This window comes from Rothia sp. HMSC068E02, from assembly GCF_001813565.1.
Taxonomy (GTDB): Bacteria; Actinomycetota; Actinomycetes; order Actinomycetales; family Micrococcaceae; genus Rothia.
In genome coordinates this window covers 188,999-210,137 of record NZ_KV812882.1, presented here as the reverse complement: position 1 = coordinate 210,137, position 21,139 = coordinate 188,999, and the positions used below count along the sequence as shown (strand labels likewise).

Here is a 21,139-nt window from a genome sequence, read left to right as displayed (position 1 = left end):
ACAAGAGGTTCGGTCCTTATCGGACAGATTTCTTGGGTCCCTTTTTCCTCGCTAATCCGTTTGTCTAGGGGCCGAACCTCGCTTTGACACTAAACCCGCACTTCGGTGCGGGTTTTCTTCGTATTTGAGGCGTTAGAATCCCGCACTTCATTCTTCAGGCTGTTAACTCGTCAAATAAGGGCGGGCGAGCGCAGAGGGTGCGCTTCACCCTTCCTCCGCTTCTCTTCCGCTCTCCCCCGCTACTACTTCTGATCCTGGTCTAGGCCTTCCGCTCGAATACAGACGTATAGGCAAAACGATAGGGGCGGTACCCATCGGTTCGATGGGTACCGCCCCTTTCAGCGCCTATCGGCAGTTTCAGAGAGTCAAGCGGGTTCTTGAATATCTAGCAGATCCCGCTCTACCTCTTTCGCTACCGCCAAGCGGTAGTATCGTGGGCTGCCGTGGGGTACGGGCTATGCCTTGCGGCGACGTGCTACCAGCACGGTTGCGCCAACGACCAGGGCAAGAACGCCGATTCCTGCAGCAACGACGACGCCCGAAGCACCGGTGTTAGCCAGCGAAGACTTCGAGGAGCTCGAAGCGGTGGAGCCGTTGTTGGAAGAGGTGACGTTCTGCGACGAAGAGCCGGAGGTCTTCGGTGCAGTGCTGTCCTTCTTCTGAGCATCAGACTTCAAAGAATCCGCGGGAGCCTTGGACTGATCCTTAGCGTTTTCCTTTACCTGTTCCTTGGAGTCTGCCGGTGCGGAAGGCGCCTCAGAGGGGTTAGTTACAGGTGCATTAGCCGATTCGGATGCCTTCGGTGCAGGTGCCTGGTTGTCAACGCTGAAGGTGTATTCTGCAGCCACACCACCGCGCACGTTATCGTTCTCGGTCAGGGAACCGGAGAGCAGGTAGATAGCAACGCTATCGCCGGTCTTCAGTTCTTCAGTCAGGTTAGAGTTTGCCACGGTGGGGCGGTCGATGGTTGCGGTGAAGTTACCGTTTTCGTCCGCCTTGATGTATGCCCAGATGCCTGCGCTATTGCCTTCAACGCCTTCGAGCTTAGGCTCTACCTTCGCAGAAATAGCGCCCTTGTTCAGCTTGACGGCGATAACGGAGCCCTTACCGTCCAGAGTCTTGAAGCCTTCACCGCGGAAGGTCAGCTTCTGGCCGTCCCAAGTCTTGGGGAAGTAGACCTTAGCGCCGTCCTTGTACTCGTGCACAACCTCATTGGAATTTGCGCTTTCGGAGGGTGCCGGGGTGCTCGGCTCGGGCTTAGCAGACTCGCTCGGAGCCGGAGTAGTCGGCTCAGGCTTAGCAGACTCACTCGGAGCCGGAGTGGTCGGCTCAGGCTTAGCAGACTCGCTCGGAGCCGGAGTGGGCTGTTCGCTATCCGGCAGGCTCAGCTTAGTGCCGGCAGGGTAAGTGGTAGTCACGCCAGAAGGAGTAGCAGCGACCTGGGTGGTTTCTGCCGGTGCGCAGGTCTCAGCGGTGTCTGCCTTCTTCTCTGCAACAGTTGCGGAGAGCGCTTCACCACCGCGAGGAGTGTCACCTTCAACAATGGAGCCGGAGAGCAGGAAGACCGATACCTTATCGCCGCTCTTCAGATTTTCCGTCAGGTTGGAGTTCTCGGTGGTCGGGTACGGCAGTTCAGCGGTGAAGTTACCGTTTTCATCTGCCTGGATGTACGCCCAAACACCTGCGCTGTTGCCCTCAGCACCGTTGAGCTTCGGCTCTTCCTTCGCGGAGATGCGGCCCTTGTTCAGCTTGACTGCGAGTACGGAGCCCTTTGAACCGTCCTGAGTCTTGAAACCTTCGCCACGCAGCTTCAGGGTTTCACCGGTGGTCCAGTCCTTCACGGCGTAGAGCTTAGCGCCGTCGGCGTAGGTCTTCACCAGTTCTTCAGAAGAAGCCTGTGCAGCAGGCTTCGCGGTGGTTTCAACGGTGGTGTTGATCTTCACCATGACGCCGGGAGTAATCGGGGAGTCTGCGTTGTCCTTGCCCTTGGGCTCGGTGCTAGAGGTGCGGTATTCGCCGGTGGTCTTATCAATGGTGTAGTCGGTTTCGATAGCGGAAGCGCCTTCAATGCTGCGTGCTACAGCGTATGCACTGCCGTCTGCGGTGACCAGAACATCATTTGCGCCGCTGGTCGCACCGGTAGACACCTGAGAAACAACGGTGCCGGTTCGTGCATCAACAACACCGACGTTGCCGGTACCGTAATCGGTCACGTACAGCAGGTCACGGGCTTCGTCGGAGGCGAGAGCGAGGGCCTGGTTGCCGAAAGGAATGGTCTTCTTGTAGGCACCAGTTTCCAGGTCGTAGACGGTGATACCGGAGTTAGTGCCCTTACGGTCACCCTGGGTGCTGACGTAGATTTCCTTCAGGGACTTGTCGATAGTGACGTCCGAGGGGTTCAGAGTAGCTTCAGCATTTTCCTTGTGCAGCTGAATGGTCTTCTCAACCTCGTAGCTCTTGGTGTCAATCACCTTCACGGTGCCGGCACTCAAGGAGGGTACGTAGAGCTTGCCATCAGCGGAGTCTACGTGCATGTTCATTGCGATGTCAGATTCGCCCTTGGCGTCGGTGAATTCAATCTTCTTGACCAGGGCGTGCCGAGTGGTGTCGAAGACACTAATGCCGCCGGAGCCAGATACAAAGACCTTGCCGCTGGAGGGGTCGATGCGTACCTCACGAGGGTGGTTGACGTCGCCTTCTGCACTGCTCCAGATAATCTTGTTGGTCGCGGGATCGAAGACAGATACCTTGTTGACGCGGGTCTGGGTCACCCATACGTATCCGGTTGCTTCGTCGTAGGCAATACCGTAGGGAGATTCAATCTGCTTACCGGTCGGTGCGGTAGCGCCACGTGCAATAAAGTCCGTGGTCGGGAACTGGTAGACAGTAGCAAGGCTCGGGGTGGATGCAACGTTCCAGGTGCCGACGCCACCGGTCAGAATCGGCGGGCGGCCGGAGGAGAAGGAAGTGTAGAGGGAGGAGGTTGCTGCCGAGTATGCCAGCTGGTACTGGCCGGGCAGGCCCTGGTACTGGGTAGCGCTCACTGCAATGTGGCGGCATTCCTCAGTGGAGTTCTGGGAGTTCCCGCCGGGAACGGATGCGGAGACGTTTGCCGCAAAGGTAGCGGGAACGGCAGCGAAAGAGCCTGCAACAACGGAAAGTGCGCCAGCAATGGCGAGCAGCTTACGTGAGGGCTTGGGTGAAGAAGTCATGATAATCCTCAATGATGTGTAGTGGTACTTCTCCAAAGGTCGTGCAACCTCCGGAAGGTGCAAAGCCACCGACTAATTATTAGGAAAGGTTATGCTAAGCAACTATAAAGTTGATAATAAGTCCCTAATCAGGTTGTTTTCAAGTGTTGCTCATCGGATTCCGCAGACCCCAGGCGCCTTACTCACGTATTACTTTTCATTTTTTCGCCCTAATTCCGCCTCCACATGCGTTTTCTTCTCTAGCAGCGTCTACTCATGGATTGCGCCATCAACGCGAGAGAAAAATATTGCTTTCTCGTATGACATATCAAGACATTTATGACAAATGTTGTCTTAGCGCCTGTTATTAGCCCGTGCCATAGGGCGCCCGCCCCGGTTTTTCCCGTACAAAGGTTAAAAGCAAAGAGCCCCTCTCCTACCGAAGTAGGAGAGGGGCTCTTTTACTGCTCTAGCAGAGAGTCATGAAGAGAGCTTACTTAGCCTTCTCGATGATCTCCACGATACGCCAGCGCTTGGAAGCGGACAGCGGACGGGTCTCTGCAATCAGAACGAGGTCACCGATGCCAGCAGCGTTCTGCTCATCGTGTGCCTTGATCTTGGAGCTACGGCGAACGACCTTGCCGTACAGTGCGTGCTTCACGTGGTCCTCGACCTCGACGACAACGGTCTTGTCCATCTTGTCGGAGACAACGTAGCCGCGGCGGGTCTTGCGGTAGCCGCGCTCTTCGTTCTTTACTTCACTCACTTGGACTCACCTTCAGTTGCGGGACGAATACCGAGCTCGCGCTCACGCAGCACGGTGTAGATACGTGCGATGTCGCGCTTGATAGTGCGGCGACGACCTGCGTTAGCCTGACCGGTGACTTCCTGGAAGCGGATGTTGAAGAGTTCCTTCTTCGCTTCGCTCAGCTTTGCAGCCAGCTCTTCGTTGGAGAGCTCTGCGAGCTTATCGATGCTCAGGTCCTTGGATCCTACTGCCATCTCGCTTATTCACCACCTTCGCGGCGACGCACAACACGTGCCTTCATCGGGAGCTTGTGGATTGCCAGGCGCATTGCCTCGCGAGCCACTTCTTCGGACACACCGGAGAGTTCAAACATGACTCGACCCGGCTTGACATTTGCGACCCACCACTCGGGCGAACCCTTACCGGAACCCATACGGGTTTCAGCGGGCTTCTTGGTCAGCGGACGGTCGGGATAAATGTTGATCCAGACCTTACCGCCACGCTTGATGTGACGGGTCATTGCGATACGTGCAGCCTCAATCTGGCGGTTGGTCACGTATGCGGGCGACAGGGCCTGAATGCCCCACTCACCGAAGCTAACCTCGGTGCCGCCCTTTGCGAGACCACTACGCTTGGGGTGGTGCTGCTTGCGGTACTTTACTCGACGGGGAATAAGCATTTATGCCTCACCGTTCTCTGCAGTCTTGGCCTCGACCTTTGCCGAAGCGTTCTCGTTGCGGCGCTCGCGACGAGGACCACGGTTGCCCTGGCGGCGGCGGTCACCATCGCGGCGGTTGCCACGGCGGTTGTTTGCTGCCTGCTGAGCTGCCAGCTCCTTGTCGGTCAGGTCGCCCTTGTAGATCCAGACCTTCACGCCGATGCGACCGAAGGTGGTCTTAGCCTCGAAGAAGCCGTAGTCGATGTTCGCACGCAGGGTGTGCAGGGGCACACGGCCTTCGCGGTAGAACTCGGAACGGGACATTTCAGCGCCACCCAGACGGCCGGAGCACTGGATACGGATACCCTTTGCGCCTGCACGCTGTGCGGACTGGATTGCCTTCTTCATTGCACGGCGGAATGCAACACGCGATGCGAGCTGCTCTGCGATGCTCTGTGCAACCAGCTGAGCGGAGAGGTCGGGGTTAGCAACCTCGAGGATGTTCAGCTGAATCTGCTTGTTGGTGAGCTTCTCGAGCTCGCCGCGGATGCGGTCTGCTTCTGCGCCACGGCGGCCAATCACGATACCGGGACGAGCGGTGTGGATGTCCACACGCACGCGGTCACGGGTACGCTCAATCTCGACCTTTGCAACGCCTGCGCGATCCAGGTTCTTAGCCAGCAGCTCGCGGATCTTTACGTCCTCGCGGACGAAGTCAGCGTAACGCTCGCCGGGCTTGTTGGAATCAGCGAACCACTTGGAGACGTGGTCAGTGGTGATGCCCAGTCGGAAACCGTTCGGGTGAATTTTCTGACCCATTTAGCGGTCCTCCTCCTTCTCCGGGGTAGCAACTACCACGGTGATGTGGCTGGTGCGCTTGTTGATTCGGTATGCGCGACCCTGAGCGCGGGGCTGAATGCGCTTCATGGTCGGGCCCTCGTTCACGAATGCTTCGCTGATGAACAGCTCTTCCTCGCGGAAGGGCAGACCCTGCTGGGTTGCCTTCTGACGAGCGTTAGCTACTGCCGAAGCAACGATCTTGTATACCGGTTCCGAAGCTGCCTGGGGGGCGAACTTCAGAATCGCCAGAGCCTCTTCCGCCTGCTTACCACGGATCAGGTTGACGACACGGCGGGCCTTCATAGGCGTAACGCGAACGAAACGCGCTGATGCCTTGGCTTCCATTGCCTATCTCTCTTTCGTCTATTGCCGAAAGGGAAACGTTAGCTTATCGGTGTGAACCGATTAGCGACGCTTGCCCTTACGGTCGTCCTTCACGTGGCTGCGGAAAGTGCGGGTCGGAGCAAACTCACCGAGCTTGTGACCAACCATCGACTCGGTGATGAACACCGGCACGTGCTTGCGACCGTCGTACACTGCGATGGTGTGACCGAGCATGTCGGGGATAATCATCGAGCGACGCGACCAAGTCTTGATTACGTTCTTGGTGCCCTTCTCGTTCTGAGCTGCAACCTTCAGGTAGAGGTGCTGATCAACGAAAGGGCCCTTCTTCAAACTACGAGGCATGTTTCAGGCTCCTTAGCGCTTCTTGCCAGTACGACGGCGACGAACGATGAGCTTGTCGCTTTCCTTGTTGGGACGGCGGGTACGACCCTCGGGCTTACCGTTGGGGTTAACCGGGTGACGACCACCGGAGGTCTTACCTTCACCACCACCGTGCGGGTGGTCAACCGGGTTCATGACCACACCACGGACGGTCGGGCGGATGCCCTTCCAGCGGTTACGGCCTGCCTTACCCCAGTTGATGTTGGACTGCTCAGCGTTGCCAACTTCACCAACGGTTGCGCGGCAGCGAACATCCACGTTGCGGATTTCGCCGGAGGGCAGACGGAGCTGACCGTACTTGCCTTCCTTAGCAACCAGCTGTACAGAAGCACCTGCGGAGCGAGCCAGCTTTGCGCCGCCGCCGGGGCGGAGCTCGACACAGTGAATCACGGTACCAACGGGGATGTTGCGCAGGGGCAGGTTGTTACCGGGCTTGATGTCAGCTGCGGGGCCGGACTCGACGATGTCGCCCTGAGCGAGCTTGTTCGGAGCGATGATGTAGCGCTTGGAACCATCGAAGTAGTGCAGCAGTGCGATGCGAGCGGTACGGTTGGGATCGTACTCGATGTGTGCAACGCGTGCGTTCACGCCGTCCTTGTCGTGACGACGGAAGTCGATCAGACGGTACTGGCGCTTGTGGCCGCCACCCTTGTGACGGGTGGTGATGCGACCGGTGTTGTTACGGCCGCCGGTCTTGTGAAGCGGACGAAGCAGGGACTTTTCCGGGGTGGAGCGGGTGATCTCGGAGAAATCAGCAACGCTCGAACCGCGGCGACCCGGGGTCGTCGGCTTGTACTTACGAATACCCATTTAGATATTTCTTCCTTCGTTAAAGTGGTCTCCGCGGGGCTTATGCCTGCGGACCGCCGAAGATGTCGATGGTGCCTTCCTTGAGGGTCACAATCGCACGCTTGGTGTTCTTGCGAGCGCCCCAACCGAAACGGGTGCGCTTGCGCTTGCCCTGACGGTTGATGGTGTTGACGGAAGCAACCTTGACGTCAAAGATCTTCTCGATGGCCTGCTTGATTTCCAGCTTGTTGGAATCGGTAGCGACCTCGAAGGTGTACTTACCTTCGTCGAGCTGACCGTAGCTCTTCTCGGAAACGACGGGAGCGATGATCACGTCGTATACAGACTTGGTGGAAACGCTCATTACTTAGCGCCCTCCTTCTTCTGAGCTGCAGCAACGAATGCGTCGAATGCTGCCTTGGTGAAGACCACGTCGTCAGAAACCAGCACATCGTAGGTGTTGAGCTGATCTGCGTACAGAACGTGAACGTTCTCCAGGTTACGTGCGGACAGAGCCACAACGTCCTCTGCACGAGCAATCACAAGAAGGATGTTCTTGCGCTCGGTGATAGCTGCGAATGCAGCCTTTGCAGCCTTGGTCGAGGGGATTTCACCGGAGATGAAGTTCTCGACAACGTGGACGCGGTCGTGACGAGCGCGATCGGAGAGAGCACCGCGCAGTGCAGCGGCGATCATCTTCTTGGGGGTGCGCTGTGCGTAGTTACGCGGGGTCGGACCGTGAACAACGCCACCGCCGGTCATGTGCGGTGCACGGATGGAGCCCTGACGTGCGTTACCGGTACCCTTCTGCTTGAAGGGCTTACGGCCTGCACCGGAAACCTCGCCGCGGTTCTTGGTCTTGTGGGTGCCCTGGCGTGCAGCAGCGAGCTGTGCAACGACAACCTGGTGCAGCAGGGGCACGGATGCCTGCGCGTCGAAAATCTCTGCGGGCAGGTCTACCTTAAGGGTCTTAACAGCCATGATGTATTAGGCTCCCTTCACAGCGGTACGAACCAGAACAACGCCGCCCTTGGGACCGGGGATTGCGCCCTTGATCAGCAGGACATTGTTCTCTGCGTCCACACCCTGGATAGTCAGGTTCAAGGTAGTGTGACGTGCTGCGCCCATACGGCCAGCCATGCGCATACCCTTGAACACGCGTGCGGGGTAGGATGCGCCACCGATGGAACCGGGCTTACGGTGGTTCTTGTGCTGACCGTGAGACGCGCCAACACCCTTGAAGCCGTGACGCTTCATAACACCTGCGAAGCCCTTACCCTTGGTCTTACCAACGACGTCGACCTTCTGGCCTGCTTCGAAGAGCTCAACGGTCAGTTCCTGACCGAGGGAATACTCAGAAGCATCTGCGGTACGCAGCTCGACGATGTGGCGACGGGGGGTAACACCGGCCTTCTCGAAGTGACCAGCCAGGGGCTTGGTAACCTTGCGAGAGTCGATTGCACCGAAACCGATCTGAACAGCTTCGTAGCCGTCAGTTTCCTGGTTACGGATCTGGGTAACAACGTTAGAATCAGCCTTGACGACGGTGACGGGCACGAACTTGCCGTCCTCGTCCCAGACCTGGGTCATGCCGAGCTTGGTGCCCAGCAGGCCCTTCACCTGGCGCTCGAATTTGTTAGTCATTAGATGCGATCCTCTACAGCTTGATCTCGATGTTTACGTCTGCCGGCAGGTCGAGACGCATGAGGGCATCAACAGCCTTGGGGGTCGGATCAACAACGTCGATCAGACGCTTGTGCGTACGCATCTCGAAGTGCTCGCGGCTGTCCTTGTACTTGTGGGGAGAACGAATAACACAGTAGACGTTCTTCTCGGTCGGCAGCGGCACGGGGCCAACTACAGTTGCGCCTGCGCCCTTGACCGTTTCGACGATTTTCCGTGCCGAAGAATCGATGACCTCGTGGTCATAGGACTTCAGACGGATGCGGATTTTCTGTCCCGCCATCTGTCGGACTCTCTTTCTTGATGTATTCCCTGTATCGGAGCTTTTGCCCCTTTGTTATAGCGCTTAAGGAACGCGATATATTCATCACGTGCGCCACTCAGAACGGACTGAATCCGGCTTTGCCGGGTTCCTCACCCCGCCTGAGTACCGACCCCCGAACTCGGGCGTGTCGCCTATTTTCTAGACAAACTCGTCCCGTCATCCTTCGGACCGGGTCATACGTGGGCCTACCTTTAGTGCAGGTAGACGCTTTGACAACGTCGTCAATTCTCTCAGAGTTAGAGCCCTGATGCAATACGAACACAAGTTAAGTGCTTAAGAACACTTAACTGTCGCTGTCAACCTGAGGATACTCCCGCGATGTAACTCTCAGGGAGCTTTCAATCTACTTTCAGTAAGTTCCATGCGCTTTATTGCTCTTAATAAAGCTTTTAGGCCTAAAGACTCTCGTATCGTAGAAGTATCACTACAGCCTAAGGAGAAACCATGTCTCAGCCGACACAACCTCATCAGGCATCCTCTAGCTCTCACTCTTCGTCTCAGAGCCCTCAGTATGCTCAGCCGCAAGGTCTCGGCTTGTACGTTCCCCCGTCCCTATCGAGTCCGTATCCTCAGCCTCCTGCGCAGCGACGCCGGGTCAATGAGGATATCTTCCTCAATATTGTTCTGTACATCGGTTCGCTCCTGCTCATCGGTGCTGCGGGTCTTTTTGTCACCTCTGTGACGTCTTCTCAGGATGAAACGGCTATCTTCCGTGTCCTCGCAATGGCGCTTGGAGCAGTCGTCTTCTACGGAGCCGGTCTGCTCACCTACCGTTTCGTAGAGCGCCTGCGTATTGCCTCCTACTCTTTTGCAGCAACCGGTCTTGCGTTTATTCCTCTGACTGGCGTTGCTGCCTATGTCCTCAAGATTTGGGCTGAAGGACGCTACGTCTGGCTTCTCACGTCTCTGGTTGGCACTGCAGCCATTGTTGGTGCCTGTGCCCTCATGCGTAACCGCGTGATGGCGTACCTGCTGATTTCGTTCATTGTTTCGGATTCATTGGCGGCTACGAAGGTAGCGGCTCTGCCTTTCGTTTGGTATTTTGTTTCACTGACTGCGGTTGCCACCGTTCTGGGTTTGGTTCTGCATTTTGCCCCGAATGCTGCTCCGAAGGGCATCCGCGAAGGTCTTGTTGATTCTTCCCGCATTTTTGTTCCGGCTACTGCCATCGCTATTTTCTTCTTCACCAACGATCTGAGCTACACGGATGCGGGTATTGCGTTTGCAGTCATGTCTGTGCATGCCATTCTGTTCACCTGGCTGAACGGTACGGCGGATTACTATGCCCAGGCACGTATCTACCCGATTGCGTCTGTTCTCTCCTTCATCATGGACTCGGATCACGGCCCGTGGTTCCCCAGCATTTTCTTCGTCTCGGTCCTGGTTGTTAACCTGATTTCTGCCTACGTATTTATTCCTCGTCTGCAGAAGACTATTGCTGGTTCTGCTCCTGCTACTGATGAACAGCCCGAGCAGGTTCAAAGCACCCCGGCTATCCCCTGGGCGAAGGAAGCTCCTCACCATCCCGCTCACAAGATGGAGTGGTTGCCGGCAATTGACGCATGCGTCGGCGTGTTCTTCTCTTTCTTCGCTCTCATTGATGCCTTCTTCACTGCTCATGCTGCCGATAGCCCTGTATACGCAACGCGCTGGAGCGCTTTCCTTCCTTATGCAGAAGGTAATCAAGGTATCTTCCCTGCCCCCTGGGTTATTGGTGTCCTCTGCATTGTGAGTTTCTTGCTGTACCGCAAGGCAATCCAGCCTCTGCTACTCATGAGTTTTGTAGCGCTCATTCCAGTTGTTGGCATGTACGCGTCCCCCGGCAATCAGGGTACTTTCTACCTCTTCTTTACCGCGGCAGTAGTCATCTATCTGGTCAGTGCTAAGGCCCCTGAGGCACGTACCGCTGGAGCGGTACTGAGCAACATCGGTTATGCCATTGGTATGATTCAACTCTTCCTCGCTCTCATTCCTGAGATGCAGACTTCTGAGTCGCTTTTGATGTTTGCGTTGGTCTGCGCCGTTATTGCGCTACTGACTTTTGTCCTCTCTCAGGGCGTTGCAGCGCAGAACGCAAGCTACCGTCTTGTAGAGATGTCGGTCTACCTCTTCTTGGGCGTTTTTGCTCTCTTCGTCGGGTACGTAGCTAACCATGCTGATGGCGGAGCGCATGGCCGATTCTGGATTGGTTTCCCTCTCTTCTCGGGTGCCGTCCTCTTCTTGAGCGTGCTGGGCGCTCTTATTCTGGCTCGCGCGTTGCGACTTTCGGACGTTGGGTCCTTCCGCTCCACGCTTGTCATGTTTGTCCGTATCGCGTTCTACTCGACTCTGCTTATCGCGACGATTGGCTCGCGACACTACCTGCTGTACGACTTGCAGAAGGAGTACATCGCTGTAGCACTGCCGGCGCTCCTGACCGTCGTCTACGGTGCGCTTGGTTTCTTTATGCCGGCTGGCTCTTCGATTCGTTCGGAACTACTCACCGTTGCACGATTCCCCATCTGCTGGTCTGTCATTCTGCTCGCTATCAGCGGCAATATGAAGGAATCGCTTGTAGACTTCCTCGTACTTGCCCTGCTGGCGGTTCAGGCGCTGTGCAGCGTGCTACTCTACGCGTACTCCAAGCGAAACTACGAGGCATACGCAGCAGCGACTTTCTTTACTCTTGGTTCTATCCTGAGCGTAGGCCGTTTCATTGGCGACTTTGATAATCTTCTGTTCGCAGTAGCAACTCCGATGATCTTCATCGCCGTATGGGTACTTGCACTCATCTTCAGGATCCCCCGCATGCAGATTGGTGCCTCCATCAGTATCACGACGTTCTGCATTGGTTCTCTATGGAATCTCTTCAACACGAGGGAAAGCACAATGGTGATGACTCTTCTGGGCTACTACGCTCTGATTGCCGTCGTTATCCTGTTCGTTCTGAAGGTCACGCTCCCGATTGAGGTCTTCGGTGTGAACGCTAATGTTCGTCCGCGCATCGCTGTCCCGGTTGGTAATACGATGGTTGATTTGCCGATGCACGGCCCGTTGGGTGCCCCTTACGCGCGTTTCCTGTCTCGTCGTCCCCTGAGCCAGGGTATCTATGCACCGGTCAATACGCTGCTGATGATTCCCGCTCTGGCGACGCTGGGATTCTACACTTTCGTTGGGCTGGTTTTTGAGCCCAGGCAGGTGGAGCTCAACGCACTTCTCTGGGGTCTAGGCGCTCTGTCCTTCGTGTCTGTCACCAAGGCGAAGAACCTGCCGATCGTCTGCACCACGGCGTTCAGCCTCTTCATTGCCCGTCTGGTCATTGATTACTCGAAGTCCAATCCTCTGAGCGTCATTCTTGAGGTTGCTCTCCTGATTATGCTGGCTGTTGTGGCCGCCAAGGTCCTCAAGAACTTCATCGCAAAGAGGCCTGTAGATACGCAGGTATCGGATTCTCCTCTGTACTGGGCTTTGGGCCTGCAGGTATTCCTCACCCTGGTAACGTGGGCAGTTCCCGCTGACGGTCCGGATATCGTGGTGCTGGTACTCGGCATTGCCCTGACTCTCCTGAGCGCTCTGCTGCTCGACCGAGTCTGGACCTATATCGCAACTGCGCTAGTCACCCTCGACCTGGCAATTTTGCTCAACGGTCTGAACCCGCTGACTCTGCTGATTATCTCTATTCTGCTCATTGCCGGCGTTATCTGGCGCCTGCTGGTGCGACAGAACAAGCAGGATGCAGCAGCTCCGCACCAGGATTCTGAGCAGCTCGGGAATTTCCCGCACACTCAAGATCAGCCGGATATGTATCCGCAGGGCAACGTCCAGATGCAGCAGCCCCCGGCTCCTCAGCAGGGCTACCAGCCTCTCCACGAGGAAAACCTCTAGCGATCAGCACACATAGGTTCTATTCCTACGGCATTCTGTAGTAGGATTAGCTATGTCCCTTCCGAGGGGCAGTCATTCGAATTGCGGTTCCCAGCCTTCGGGCTGGGAACCGTTTTTCTTTGTCCGCAGATTCTATATTCCATCTACAGGGTCTGTAGTCGCTCCCCCGCCGCAAGCCGGTCCGCATGACCCAGATTCTGTCTCGAGCCAGCAGATCTCTGAACGGAGTAGGCAATCGTTCCCCTACCCAGGTTCTTTCCATGTCCAGCTTCTTTCCATATCCAGGAGTTCAGAATCTACGGCTAGAAGGTACGGACATGTCATACCGCCGCCGAGGAGGGTGTTCCCTGCCGCTACAGATTCACCATGAACTCCGCTATCGGCCACGTATACCCCTTCAGAAGCCTTGAGCGGCTGCTGAGACGAACTGATAACGCTCAGAGCGGGGTTTTTATACAGCCCAGCAGATAATGTCGCTCTCTCCTTCGCCGGAGCCTTCAGCAACCCGCAAAAGGGCATAACAAAAGGACCCCCGCAGATGCGGGGGTCCTTGAGTATCGCTACCTGATGGAGAGTTACCTCTCCGGCAGATCTTTAGCGAATTGTCGTAAATTTACGGCAATTACTTGATGATCTTGGTAACGCGACCCGAACCAACGGTGCGGCCACCCTCACGGATAGCGAAGCCGAGGCCCTCTTCCATTGCGATGGGCTGGATCAGGGTAACGGTCATCTCGGTGTTGTCACCGGGCATAACCATCTCGGTGCCCTCGGGGAGGGTGATAACGCCGGTCACGTCAGTGGTACGGAAGTAGAACTGAGGACGGTAGTTGGAGTAGAAGGGGTTGTGACGGCCACCCTCATCCTTGGAGAGGATGTAGACGTTTGCCTCGAACTCGGTGTGGGGGGTGATGGAGCCCGGCTCCACGACAACCTGACCACGCTCAACATCGTCACGCTTCAGACCACGCAGCAGCAGACCACAGTTCTCGCCTGCCCATGCTTCGTCGAGCTGCTTGTGGAACATCTCGATACCGGTAACGGTGGTCTTCTGAATCGGACGGATACCGACAATCTCGACCTCGGAGTTGATCTTCAGGGTACCGCGCTCTGCACGACCGGTAACAACGGTGCCACGACCGGTAATGGTGAAGACGTCCTCGATGGGCATGAGGAAGGGCTTGTCCTTCTCACGCACGGGGTCCGGAATGTAGGTGTCGACTGCGTCCATGAGCTCCTCGACCTTAGCAACCCACTCGGGGTCGCCTTCGAGAGCCTTCAGTGCGGAAACGCGAACAACGGGAGCGTTGTCGCCGTCGAACTCCTGCGAGGAGAGGAGGTCACGGACCTCCATCTCGACGAGGTCGAGGAGCTCTTCGTCGTCAACCATGTCTGCCTTGTTCAGTGCAACCAGCAGGGTGGGGACGCCAACCTGGCGAGCGAGCAGAACGTGCTCGCGGGTCTGTGCCATGGGGCCGTCGGTAGCAGCAACCACGAGGATTGCGCCGTCCATCTGAGCCGCACCGGTAATCATGTTCTTGACGTAGTCAGCGTGGCCGGGAGCGTCAACGTGTGCGTAGTGGCGCTTCTCGGTCTGGTACTCGATGTGAGCAATGTTAATGGTAATACCGCGCTGGCGCTCCTCGGGAGCGGAGTCGATCATACCGAAGTCGCGCTTCTCGTTCAGGTCCGGGTACTTGTCAGCCAGAACCTTGGAGATTGCTGCGGTCAGGGTGGTCTTACCGTGGTCAACGTGACCAATGGTACCGACGTTAACGTGAGGCTTGGAGCGCTCGAACTTAGCCTTAGCCAAGAGTGTTCCTCCTAGAACGATTGAAAACATGCACGCGGATCTTCGCTCCGGCGCATCCCGTTATAAAACGGTCTAGCGTCTACAATAGCGGATTACGCCGCAGAGATGAAACTGTTCATGCTCTCAATAATGGATTTAATTGAAAATTTTAGCGTGGGCCACAGGTTTTTAGCCCGTGGCCCACGGGTGAGACGCGAAAATTACTCGCCGCGGCTCTTCTGGATGATCTCGTCAGCGACGTTCTTGGGAACCTCGCCGTAGCTGTCGAATGCCATCGAGAACACTGCACGACCCTGGGTCTTACCACGCAGGTCGCCAATGTAACCGAACATTTCGGTCAGGGGCACGATAGCCTTGATGATCTTAACGCCGGATGCGTCCTCCATGGAACGAACCTGGCCACGGCGGGAGTTCAGGTCGCCGATAACGTCGCCCATGTACTCCTCGGGGGTACGAACCTCAACGTCCATCAGCGGCTCGAGCAGGACCGGGTTAGCGCGCTTAGCGCCTTCCTTGAAGACCATCGAACCAGCGATCTTGAACGCCATTTCGGAGGAGTCGACGTCGTGGTATGCGCCATCGATCAGGGTTGCCTTCACGCCCACCATCGGGTAGCCAGCGAGGACACCGAACTTCATAGCGTCCTGGATACCAGCGTCGACCGAGGGGATGTACTCGCGAGGAACGCGGCCACCGGTGACCTTGTCCTCGAACAGGTACAGCTCTTCGCCATCCAGGGGCAGGGGCTCGAAGGAGACCTGCACCTTTGCGAACTGACCGGAACCACCGGTCTGCTTCTTGTGGGTGTAGTCGACCTTCTCGACTGCCTTCTTGATGGTCTCGCGGTAAGCAACCTGAGGCTTACCAACGTTAGCCTCAACCTTGAACTCACGCTTCATACGGTCAACGATGATGTCCAGGTGCAGCTCACCCATACCACCAATTTCGGTCTGACCGGTTTCTTCGTTCAGCGAAACGGTGAAGGTGGGGTCCTCAGCGGAAAGCTTCTGGATAGCGGTGGACATCTTCTCCTGGTCACCCTTGGTCTTGGGCTCAATAGCCACGAAGATCACGGGATCGGGGAAGGTCATCGACTCGAGGACAATCGGGTGTGCGGGGTCGCACAGGGTGTCACCGGTGGTGGTGTCCTTCAGACCGATTGCTGCGTAAATGTGACCTGCGGTAATCTCCTCAACAGGGTTCTCCTTGTTGGAGTGCATCTGGAAGAGCTTACCGATACGCTCCTTCTTACCCTTGGTGGAGTTCAGAACCTGCTGGCCCTGAGCTGCGGTACCGGAGTACACACGGGTGTAGGTCAGCTGACCGTAGAACGGGTGAGCTGCAACCTTGAACGCCAGTGCTGCGAAGGGCTCGTCTGCGGATGCCTTACGGGTCAGCTTCTCTTCCTCGTTGGAGGGGTTGGAGCCGACAACGTCCGGAACGTCCAGCGGGGAGGGCAGGTACTCGATCACAGCGTCCAGCATGGGCTGAACACCGCGGTTCTTGAATGCAGAACCACAGAGAACGGGGAATGCCTCGCCGGAGATAACCAGCTGACGGATACCCGACTTGATCTCGGGGATGGTCAGCTCGCCCTCTTCGAGGTACTTCTCCATGAGCTCTTCGTTGGCCTCAGCAACAGCCTCAACCAGCTCAGCGCGGTACTGCTCAGCCTTCTCAACCAGGTCAGCAGGAATGTCCTGAACCTCGTAGGAGGCACCCATGGACACGTCACCCTTGGCGTCGCCGGGCCATACGTATGCCTTCATTTCGAGCAGGTCAACGACACCGATGAAGTCGCTCTCAGCACCGATGGGGAGCTGAACAACCAGCGGGCGAGCGCCCAGGCGGTCGATGATGGTCTGAACGGTGAAGTAGAAGTCCGCACCCATCTTGTCCATCTTGTTGACGAAGCAGATACGGGGGACGTCGTACTTGTCAGCCTGACGCCAAACGGTCTCAGACTGGGGCTCAACACCTTCCTTGCCGTCGAACACAGCAACTGCGCCATCGAGGACGCGCAGGGAGCGCTCAACCTCAACGGTGAAGTCAACGTGACCGGGGGTGTCGATGATGTTGATCTGGTTGTCCTTCCAGAAGCAGGTGGTTGCTGCGGAGGTAATGGTAATACCTCGCTCCTGCTCCTGAGCCATCCAGTCCATGGTGGAAGCGCCGTCGTGGGTCTCACCGATCTTGTGGTTAATACCGGTGTAGAACAGAATGCGCTCAGTGGTGGTGGTCTTACCGGCGTCGATGTGCGCCATAATACCGATGTTGCGGACCTTGTTAAGGTCGGTGAACACGTCAAGTGCCACGTTATTCTCCCTAAATGAGATACTCCGAAAGCCTGCCGACTCGAATCGACTCGGCAGGCTCTAAACGGAGAATTACCAGCGGTAGTGTGCGAAGGCCTTGTTGGACTCGGCCATCTTGTGAGTGTCCTCGCGACGCTTCACAGCGGCACCGAGACCATTGGATGCATCCAGGATCTCGTTCATCAGACGCTCAGTCATGGTCTTCTCGCGGCGCTGCTTGGAGAAGCCAACGAGCCAGCGGAGAGCCAGAGCGGTGGAACGGCCGGGGCGAACCTCAACCGGAACCTGGTAGGTTGCACCGCCAACGCGGCGGGAGCGAACCTCGAGAGAAGGCTTAATGTTGTCCATAGCCTTCTTCAGGGTTGCGACCGGGTCAGAACCGGTCTTCTTCTCGACGCCCTCGAGGGCACCGTAGACGATGCGCTCTGCGACGGACTTCTTGCCATCCAGCAGAACCTTGTTGATCAGCTGAGTGACCAGAGCAGAACCGTAAACAGGATCGTTTACGAGGGGACGCTTGGGAGCGGGACCCTTACGAGGCATTACTTCTTCTCCTTCTTAGCGCCGTAGCGGGAGCGAGCCTGGCCGCGACCCTTAACACCCTGGGTATCCAGAGCGCCACGAACGATCTTGTAGCGAACACCGGGGAGGTCCTTCACACGACCACCGCGAACGAGCACGATCGAGTGCTCCTGCAGGTTGTGACCCTCACCGGGGATGTATGCGGTAACCTCGACGCCGCCGTTGAGCTTGACACGAGCGACCTTACGCAGTGCCGAGTTCGGCTTCTTCGGGGTGGTGGTGTACACACGGGTGCACACGCCACGCTTCATGGGGTTGCCCTTCAGTGCGGGCGCCTTGGTCTTAACGACCTTGGGAGTCCGGCCCTTACGGACCAGCTGCTGAATAGTAGGCACGTTTTCTCCGTTGCTTGATCGGGTTCTTCGTTAGAAAATCCCGTATAAACTTACTGGCCCCCATCACGTTGGATGGGTGCTCTCGGTTATCAGAAACGCTCGGATGCATATCCGGTTGGTTTCTATAGGTTCCTCGACATCTCGGCGAGTTCTCAAGGCTAAAATTCCCCACCATCAGAGGTGAAAAAGTTTTTGGGCACGCTTAAAAATGGCATTTAGGCGTCAGCAAAAAGCAACGCCAAAGGACGGTATCCATACTGCCATTGATTCATCATGCCCGTGCCCTCGGGAAATATCCCGCGTAAACCCACCGGGGGTGGATCCTTGTGCACCGAGCTCAAGTACTTCGGATAAGACTATACAGGTTAAATCCCGCTTAATCTAGCGCCAGAGCAGGGATTCTTTGCTTTTAAGCCCCCATCTAAGGGTAAAAACTGATGATTTACCTCACTTAATTACATCTTTGGGATTTACCGCTCCCCCGCGGCCTCCTCCACCACCTCTGTTTCTTTTGCCTCTTTGACGCAATTTAAAGCAGAAGGCCGCCAAGAACCTCTCAATGATTCTTGGCGACCCCAACAGATACGGGAGGCGAGCGCATATCTACACCCGCCTCCCGCAATCCCGCAAGAGAATATTCAGTTATTGGTCTGCCACAGTAGCTACTGGGCTAGGCCACCTGGAAGAGACTACGCCACCTGGAAGACTCGAGTCTGACCCTCAAACGGGGTGATAGTCTTCGAATTCTTCTTAGCATTGCCGTAGTAGCGGATGCGGTACTGCCCCTTAGGAGTATTAGCCGGCACCTTCCAGCGAACCGTCACCTGAGACGCCGAAACGCCAATGCGCTTCCATTCAAAGAAGGTATCCGGGTTGTTATCCCCGGTGTAGTACCTCCAGGTATTACCCACACGACGCTCAATCACGAAGTAGCTACCATCGTGATGCATGTTGTTATTGGGGTGAGCACCAGCAAAACGAGCCGTTACCTCTTCGCGGCCGGCAATAGCGTCCTGAGGCTGCTGAGTGACCTGGCCGTAACGCATACCAAACATGGGGGTATCGTAGACGACCTTACCCTGCAGGCTGGCTACCGGGCGACGATCATTCGGACGGTCGCCAATACCCAGTGGAGTGCCGTTCTTCAGCGAAGTTCCAACAACATTAATGGTCTGACGGAACGCACTGGAGGTGTAACGACCGAAGAGGGTCGCACCACCTTCATACTGCTGAGAGTCATACTCCTCAGGAGTCGTCACGTAGTGGTCGTAGGCGTTGGTGTAGCCCTGCAGAATAATATGCGATTCGGGAACACCGAAAAGCTTGGCAGCATCCTGGCGGTATTGCACACCTACCGCACCGGTGAACTCACCGGGCATACCCAGCAGGTAGTAGTCACCGAAGCGCATAATCTGCACCGGATACTTTTCCTGAATGATCGTTCCATTTTTTGCAGAGAAGAGAATACCCTTCGGCTGCTGGCAACGCGCCTGCGCGGCGCTCGGAGTGAACACCAAAGTACCCAGAATAGAGGGGCGACCAGAGCCTTCCTTATAAACAGCCCAACCACCACCGCCGTCCTCAGTGGAACCGGCACCAAACGGAGTACCCAGGAAGCCCTGGCAGGTGCGCTCATTATGGCCGCTACCGGTGTACTTGGCATCCACGTTCATACCCGAGAAATTGAAGTACGAAATACGCGAATCCAGACCCTTACCCACCGGAGTACCCGCGCTCTTGAGCTGAGAACGCACAGCATTAGCCTGCTTCTCACCCTGAATCTTCACATTCTTGAACTGGTCATTAGTGGGACCCTGACCAGGCCTCAACCAAGTATTCGGGGAAACATCACCAGCATTAGCATTTGCAAACGCCGCAACGAAACCATCACCGCTACCGGGAACATTGCGATCAACACCATGATCCTGAGTCTCCAGCAGATACTCCGCATAACCCTTGTTATCACTCGAAATCAGAGTATTCTTCGAGGTCAAAGACGTCGGATGAATCGCATACCAGTTCAACACCGCACGAGTCTTACCGTTGCGCTCCAGACGCAGAGTCATATTGGTCGGATCGGTACCGCCGGGCAACTTAGAACGCAACTGGGGAGAATCCAGATTAAACGCCTCGCGGGAACGGTTAGCACCAACACCGGTCAGCTTCGAAGACGAAATCGTCAGGTTACCCGGTGCCAGATCCTTGGTCGCCTGGCGGATTGCCTTCAGCGAACCGTCCACCTGGGCATTGAAGGTGTCCTGATGGAAACCCAGAGTCGTAATGTTGTACAGGCTCTGGTGCGTAATGCCACCCGGAGTCGCATGAGTGTGGGTCGCGGTAATCATAATGTTCGACTCGTCGTACGCGGAGCCAAACTCTGCACGGATGCGCTTCACCAGTTCATCACGCAGAGACTGCCAACCGGTCAGAGAGTCCAGAACAACGATGAGGTTGCGCTTACCCGAGGCGCGATCCACCGCAATAAAAGCACGAGCATACTGGCGAGTATGCACACCGCTACCCTTCTGGGAAGAGTCACCATAGCCCATGAAGCCGACTTCACCGGGCTCACCGGTAATATCCGCCGCACCCGCACCCACCAGGTAGGGGGTGGCGCTAGAGCTCTGAGAAGCAGGGGCTGCGGTCGCAACCTGACCGGCAGGAAGAACTGCGGAAGCCGCAATAAGGCATGCTGCACCAATGCGAGCAAGAGAGTGGGTGGGTGCCTTAAAACGCGAAAAAACAGAGGAGCGCTTTTGCTCCCCTGCAGACAAGGAGGAATTCTGTTCAGACATCTGAGGTCGAGATGCTCCGGAAGACAGTCGGGTACCCTGATTCGTCACCCGTCCGGAAGAGAATGGAGTGATATGCATGCTTTCAAGAATAGAACCTAGTCAAAGGGCTTTCCAAGTTGAATTAGCATTATTCAAATATAGAATATTTATTCTTTATATAACCCAAAGAAAAACGAGCAAGTATTCTATATATGGCATTATTAGGGCGAATTACAAGGGGTCTCACAATATTTGACCGCCATCTAATTTCTTGCCCATTCAAGAAATTTTCCCAGTTTGAAAAATCATGCACTCCAATAATTTTTTCATAAATAAATCCGTCCACTAGGCAAAAAATATGCAACCTTCCCCTGAAGGATAAAGAATATTAAAGTACCGGTTAAAAGAAAGTCGCCTCTCCCCCACCTATTCGTTAAACAACAAAGAACGCGGATACCCGAGACAAACTCGAATATCCGCGTTCTTTATCAAGGAC

At 56.1% G+C, this 21,139-nt stretch carries 18 protein-coding genes; 1 reads left to right on the top strand and 17 read right to left on the bottom strand.

The window, feature by feature from the left end; genetic code table 11:
- Nucleotides 1-455 precede the first annotated feature (455 nt).
- The 12 genes from HMPREF2919_RS02570 to rpsJ all read right to left on the bottom strand — a co-directional run bounded on the left by HMPREF2919_RS02570 (nt 456) and on the right by rpsJ (nt 8,918).
- Nucleotides 456-3,212: an LPXTG cell wall anchor domain-containing protein gene (locus tag HMPREF2919_RS02570; protein WP_070666047.1), complete on the bottom strand. Its 2,757-nt coding sequence runs from the start codon at nt 3,210-3,212 to the stop codon at nt 456-458.
- A 472-nt stretch (nt 3,213-3,684) separates the two neighbouring features.
- A complete protein-coding gene (gene rpsQ, locus HMPREF2919_RS02565; RefSeq protein ID WP_005508401.1) occupies nt 3,685-3,957 on the bottom strand; it encodes a 30S ribosomal protein S17 in 273 nt (90 codons plus the stop codon).
- Nucleotides 3,954-4,193: a 50S ribosomal protein L29 gene (gene rpmC, locus HMPREF2919_RS02560; protein ID WP_005504969.1), complete on the bottom strand. Its 240-nt coding sequence runs from the start codon at nt 4,191-4,193 to the stop codon at nt 3,954-3,956. The genes rpsQ and rpmC overlap by 4 nt, the downstream gene beginning before the upstream one ends.
- A 5-nt stretch (nt 4,194-4,198) precedes the next feature.
- Entirely contained in the window at nt 4,199-4,618 is a 420-nt protein-coding gene (gene rplP / locus HMPREF2919_RS02555) for a 50S ribosomal protein L16 (RefSeq protein WP_005504968.1), read from the bottom strand.
- Nucleotides 4,619-5,416 (bottom strand): 30S ribosomal protein S3, encoded by a 798-nt coding sequence (gene rpsC / locus HMPREF2919_RS02550; protein WP_005504966.1) that lies wholly within the window; start codon nt 5,414-5,416, stop codon nt 4,619-4,621. It abuts the gene before it with no gap.
- Nucleotides 5,417-5,782: a 50S ribosomal protein L22 gene (rplV, locus tag HMPREF2919_RS02545; RefSeq protein WP_005504964.1), complete on the bottom strand. Its 366-nt coding sequence runs from the start codon at nt 5,780-5,782 to the stop codon at nt 5,417-5,419.
- A 60-nt stretch (nt 5,783-5,842) separates the two neighbouring features.
- Entirely contained in the window at nt 5,843-6,124 is a 282-nt protein-coding gene (rpsS, locus tag HMPREF2919_RS02540; RefSeq protein ID WP_004005282.1) for a 30S ribosomal protein S19, read from the bottom strand.
- A gap of 12 nt (nt 6,125-6,136) precedes the next feature.
- Nucleotides 6,137-6,973, bottom strand: coding sequence for a 50S ribosomal protein L2 (gene rplB / locus HMPREF2919_RS02535; RefSeq protein WP_005504961.1), 837 nt, complete (start codon nt 6,971-6,973; stop codon nt 6,137-6,139).
- 40 nt (nt 6,974-7,013) lie between these two features.
- Complete coding sequence (rplW, locus tag HMPREF2919_RS02530; protein ID WP_005504959.1) at nt 7,014-7,316, bottom strand: 50S ribosomal protein L23; 303 nt, start codon at nt 7,314-7,316, stop codon at nt 7,014-7,016.
- Complete coding sequence (rplD, locus tag HMPREF2919_RS02525) at nt 7,316-7,933, bottom strand: 50S ribosomal protein L4 (protein ID WP_049341134.1); 618 nt, start codon at nt 7,931-7,933, stop codon at nt 7,316-7,318. Before rplD ends, rplW begins: the two co-directional genes overlap by 1 nt.
- 6 nt (nt 7,934-7,939) lie before the next feature.
- Nucleotides 7,940-8,596, bottom strand: coding sequence for a 50S ribosomal protein L3 (gene rplC / locus HMPREF2919_RS02520; RefSeq protein WP_005504955.1), 657 nt, complete (start codon nt 8,594-8,596; stop codon nt 7,940-7,942).
- A gap of 13 nt (nt 8,597-8,609) precedes the next feature.
- On the bottom strand, nt 8,610-8,918 hold the full coding sequence (gene rpsJ / locus HMPREF2919_RS02515; protein ID WP_004005287.1) for a 30S ribosomal protein S10: 309 nt from the start codon (nt 8,916-8,918) through the stop codon (nt 8,610-8,612).
- A gap of 576 nt (nt 8,919-9,494) precedes the next feature.
- Here rpsJ and HMPREF2919_RS02510 point away from each other — a divergent pair.
- Nucleotides 9,495-12,824 carry a Fe2+/Zn2+ uptake regulation protein gene (locus tag HMPREF2919_RS02510; RefSeq protein ID WP_246824039.1) on the top strand — a complete coding sequence of 1,110 codons (3,330 nt, stop codon included), beginning with the start codon at nt 9,495-9,497 and terminating at the stop codon, nt 12,822-12,824.
- A gap of 622 nt (nt 12,825-13,446) precedes the next feature.
- On the opposite strand, the gene tuf is transcribed toward HMPREF2919_RS02510, so the two are convergent.
- The 5 genes from tuf to HMPREF2919_RS02485 all read right to left on the bottom strand — a co-directional run bounded on the left by tuf (nt 13,447) and on the right by HMPREF2919_RS02485 (nt 20,664).
- On the bottom strand, nt 13,447-14,637 hold the full coding sequence (tuf, locus tag HMPREF2919_RS02505; protein WP_005508397.1) for an elongation factor Tu: 1,191 nt from the start codon (nt 14,635-14,637) through the stop codon (nt 13,447-13,449).
- Nucleotides 14,638-14,837: 200 nt separating this feature from the next.
- Nucleotides 14,838-16,952, bottom strand: coding sequence for an elongation factor G (gene fusA, locus HMPREF2919_RS02500; RefSeq protein WP_049349249.1), 2,115 nt, complete (start codon nt 16,950-16,952; stop codon nt 14,838-14,840).
- Between the two features lie 72 nt (nt 16,953-17,024).
- Nucleotides 17,025-17,495 carry a 30S ribosomal protein S7 gene (gene rpsG, locus HMPREF2919_RS02495; protein ID WP_005504941.1) on the bottom strand — a complete coding sequence of 157 codons (471 nt, stop codon included), beginning with the start codon at nt 17,493-17,495 and terminating at the stop codon, nt 17,025-17,027.
- Complete coding sequence (rpsL, locus tag HMPREF2919_RS02490; RefSeq protein WP_005504939.1) at nt 17,495-17,869, bottom strand: 30S ribosomal protein S12; 375 nt, start codon at nt 17,867-17,869, stop codon at nt 17,495-17,497. Before rpsL ends, rpsG begins: the two co-directional genes overlap by 1 nt.
- A gap of 689 nt (nt 17,870-18,558) precedes the next feature.
- A complete protein-coding gene (locus HMPREF2919_RS02485; protein ID WP_049349247.1) occupies nt 18,559-20,664 on the bottom strand; it encodes a neutral/alkaline non-lysosomal ceramidase N-terminal domain-containing protein in 2,106 nt (701 codons plus the stop codon).
- Nucleotides 20,665-21,139 lie beyond the last annotated feature (475 nt).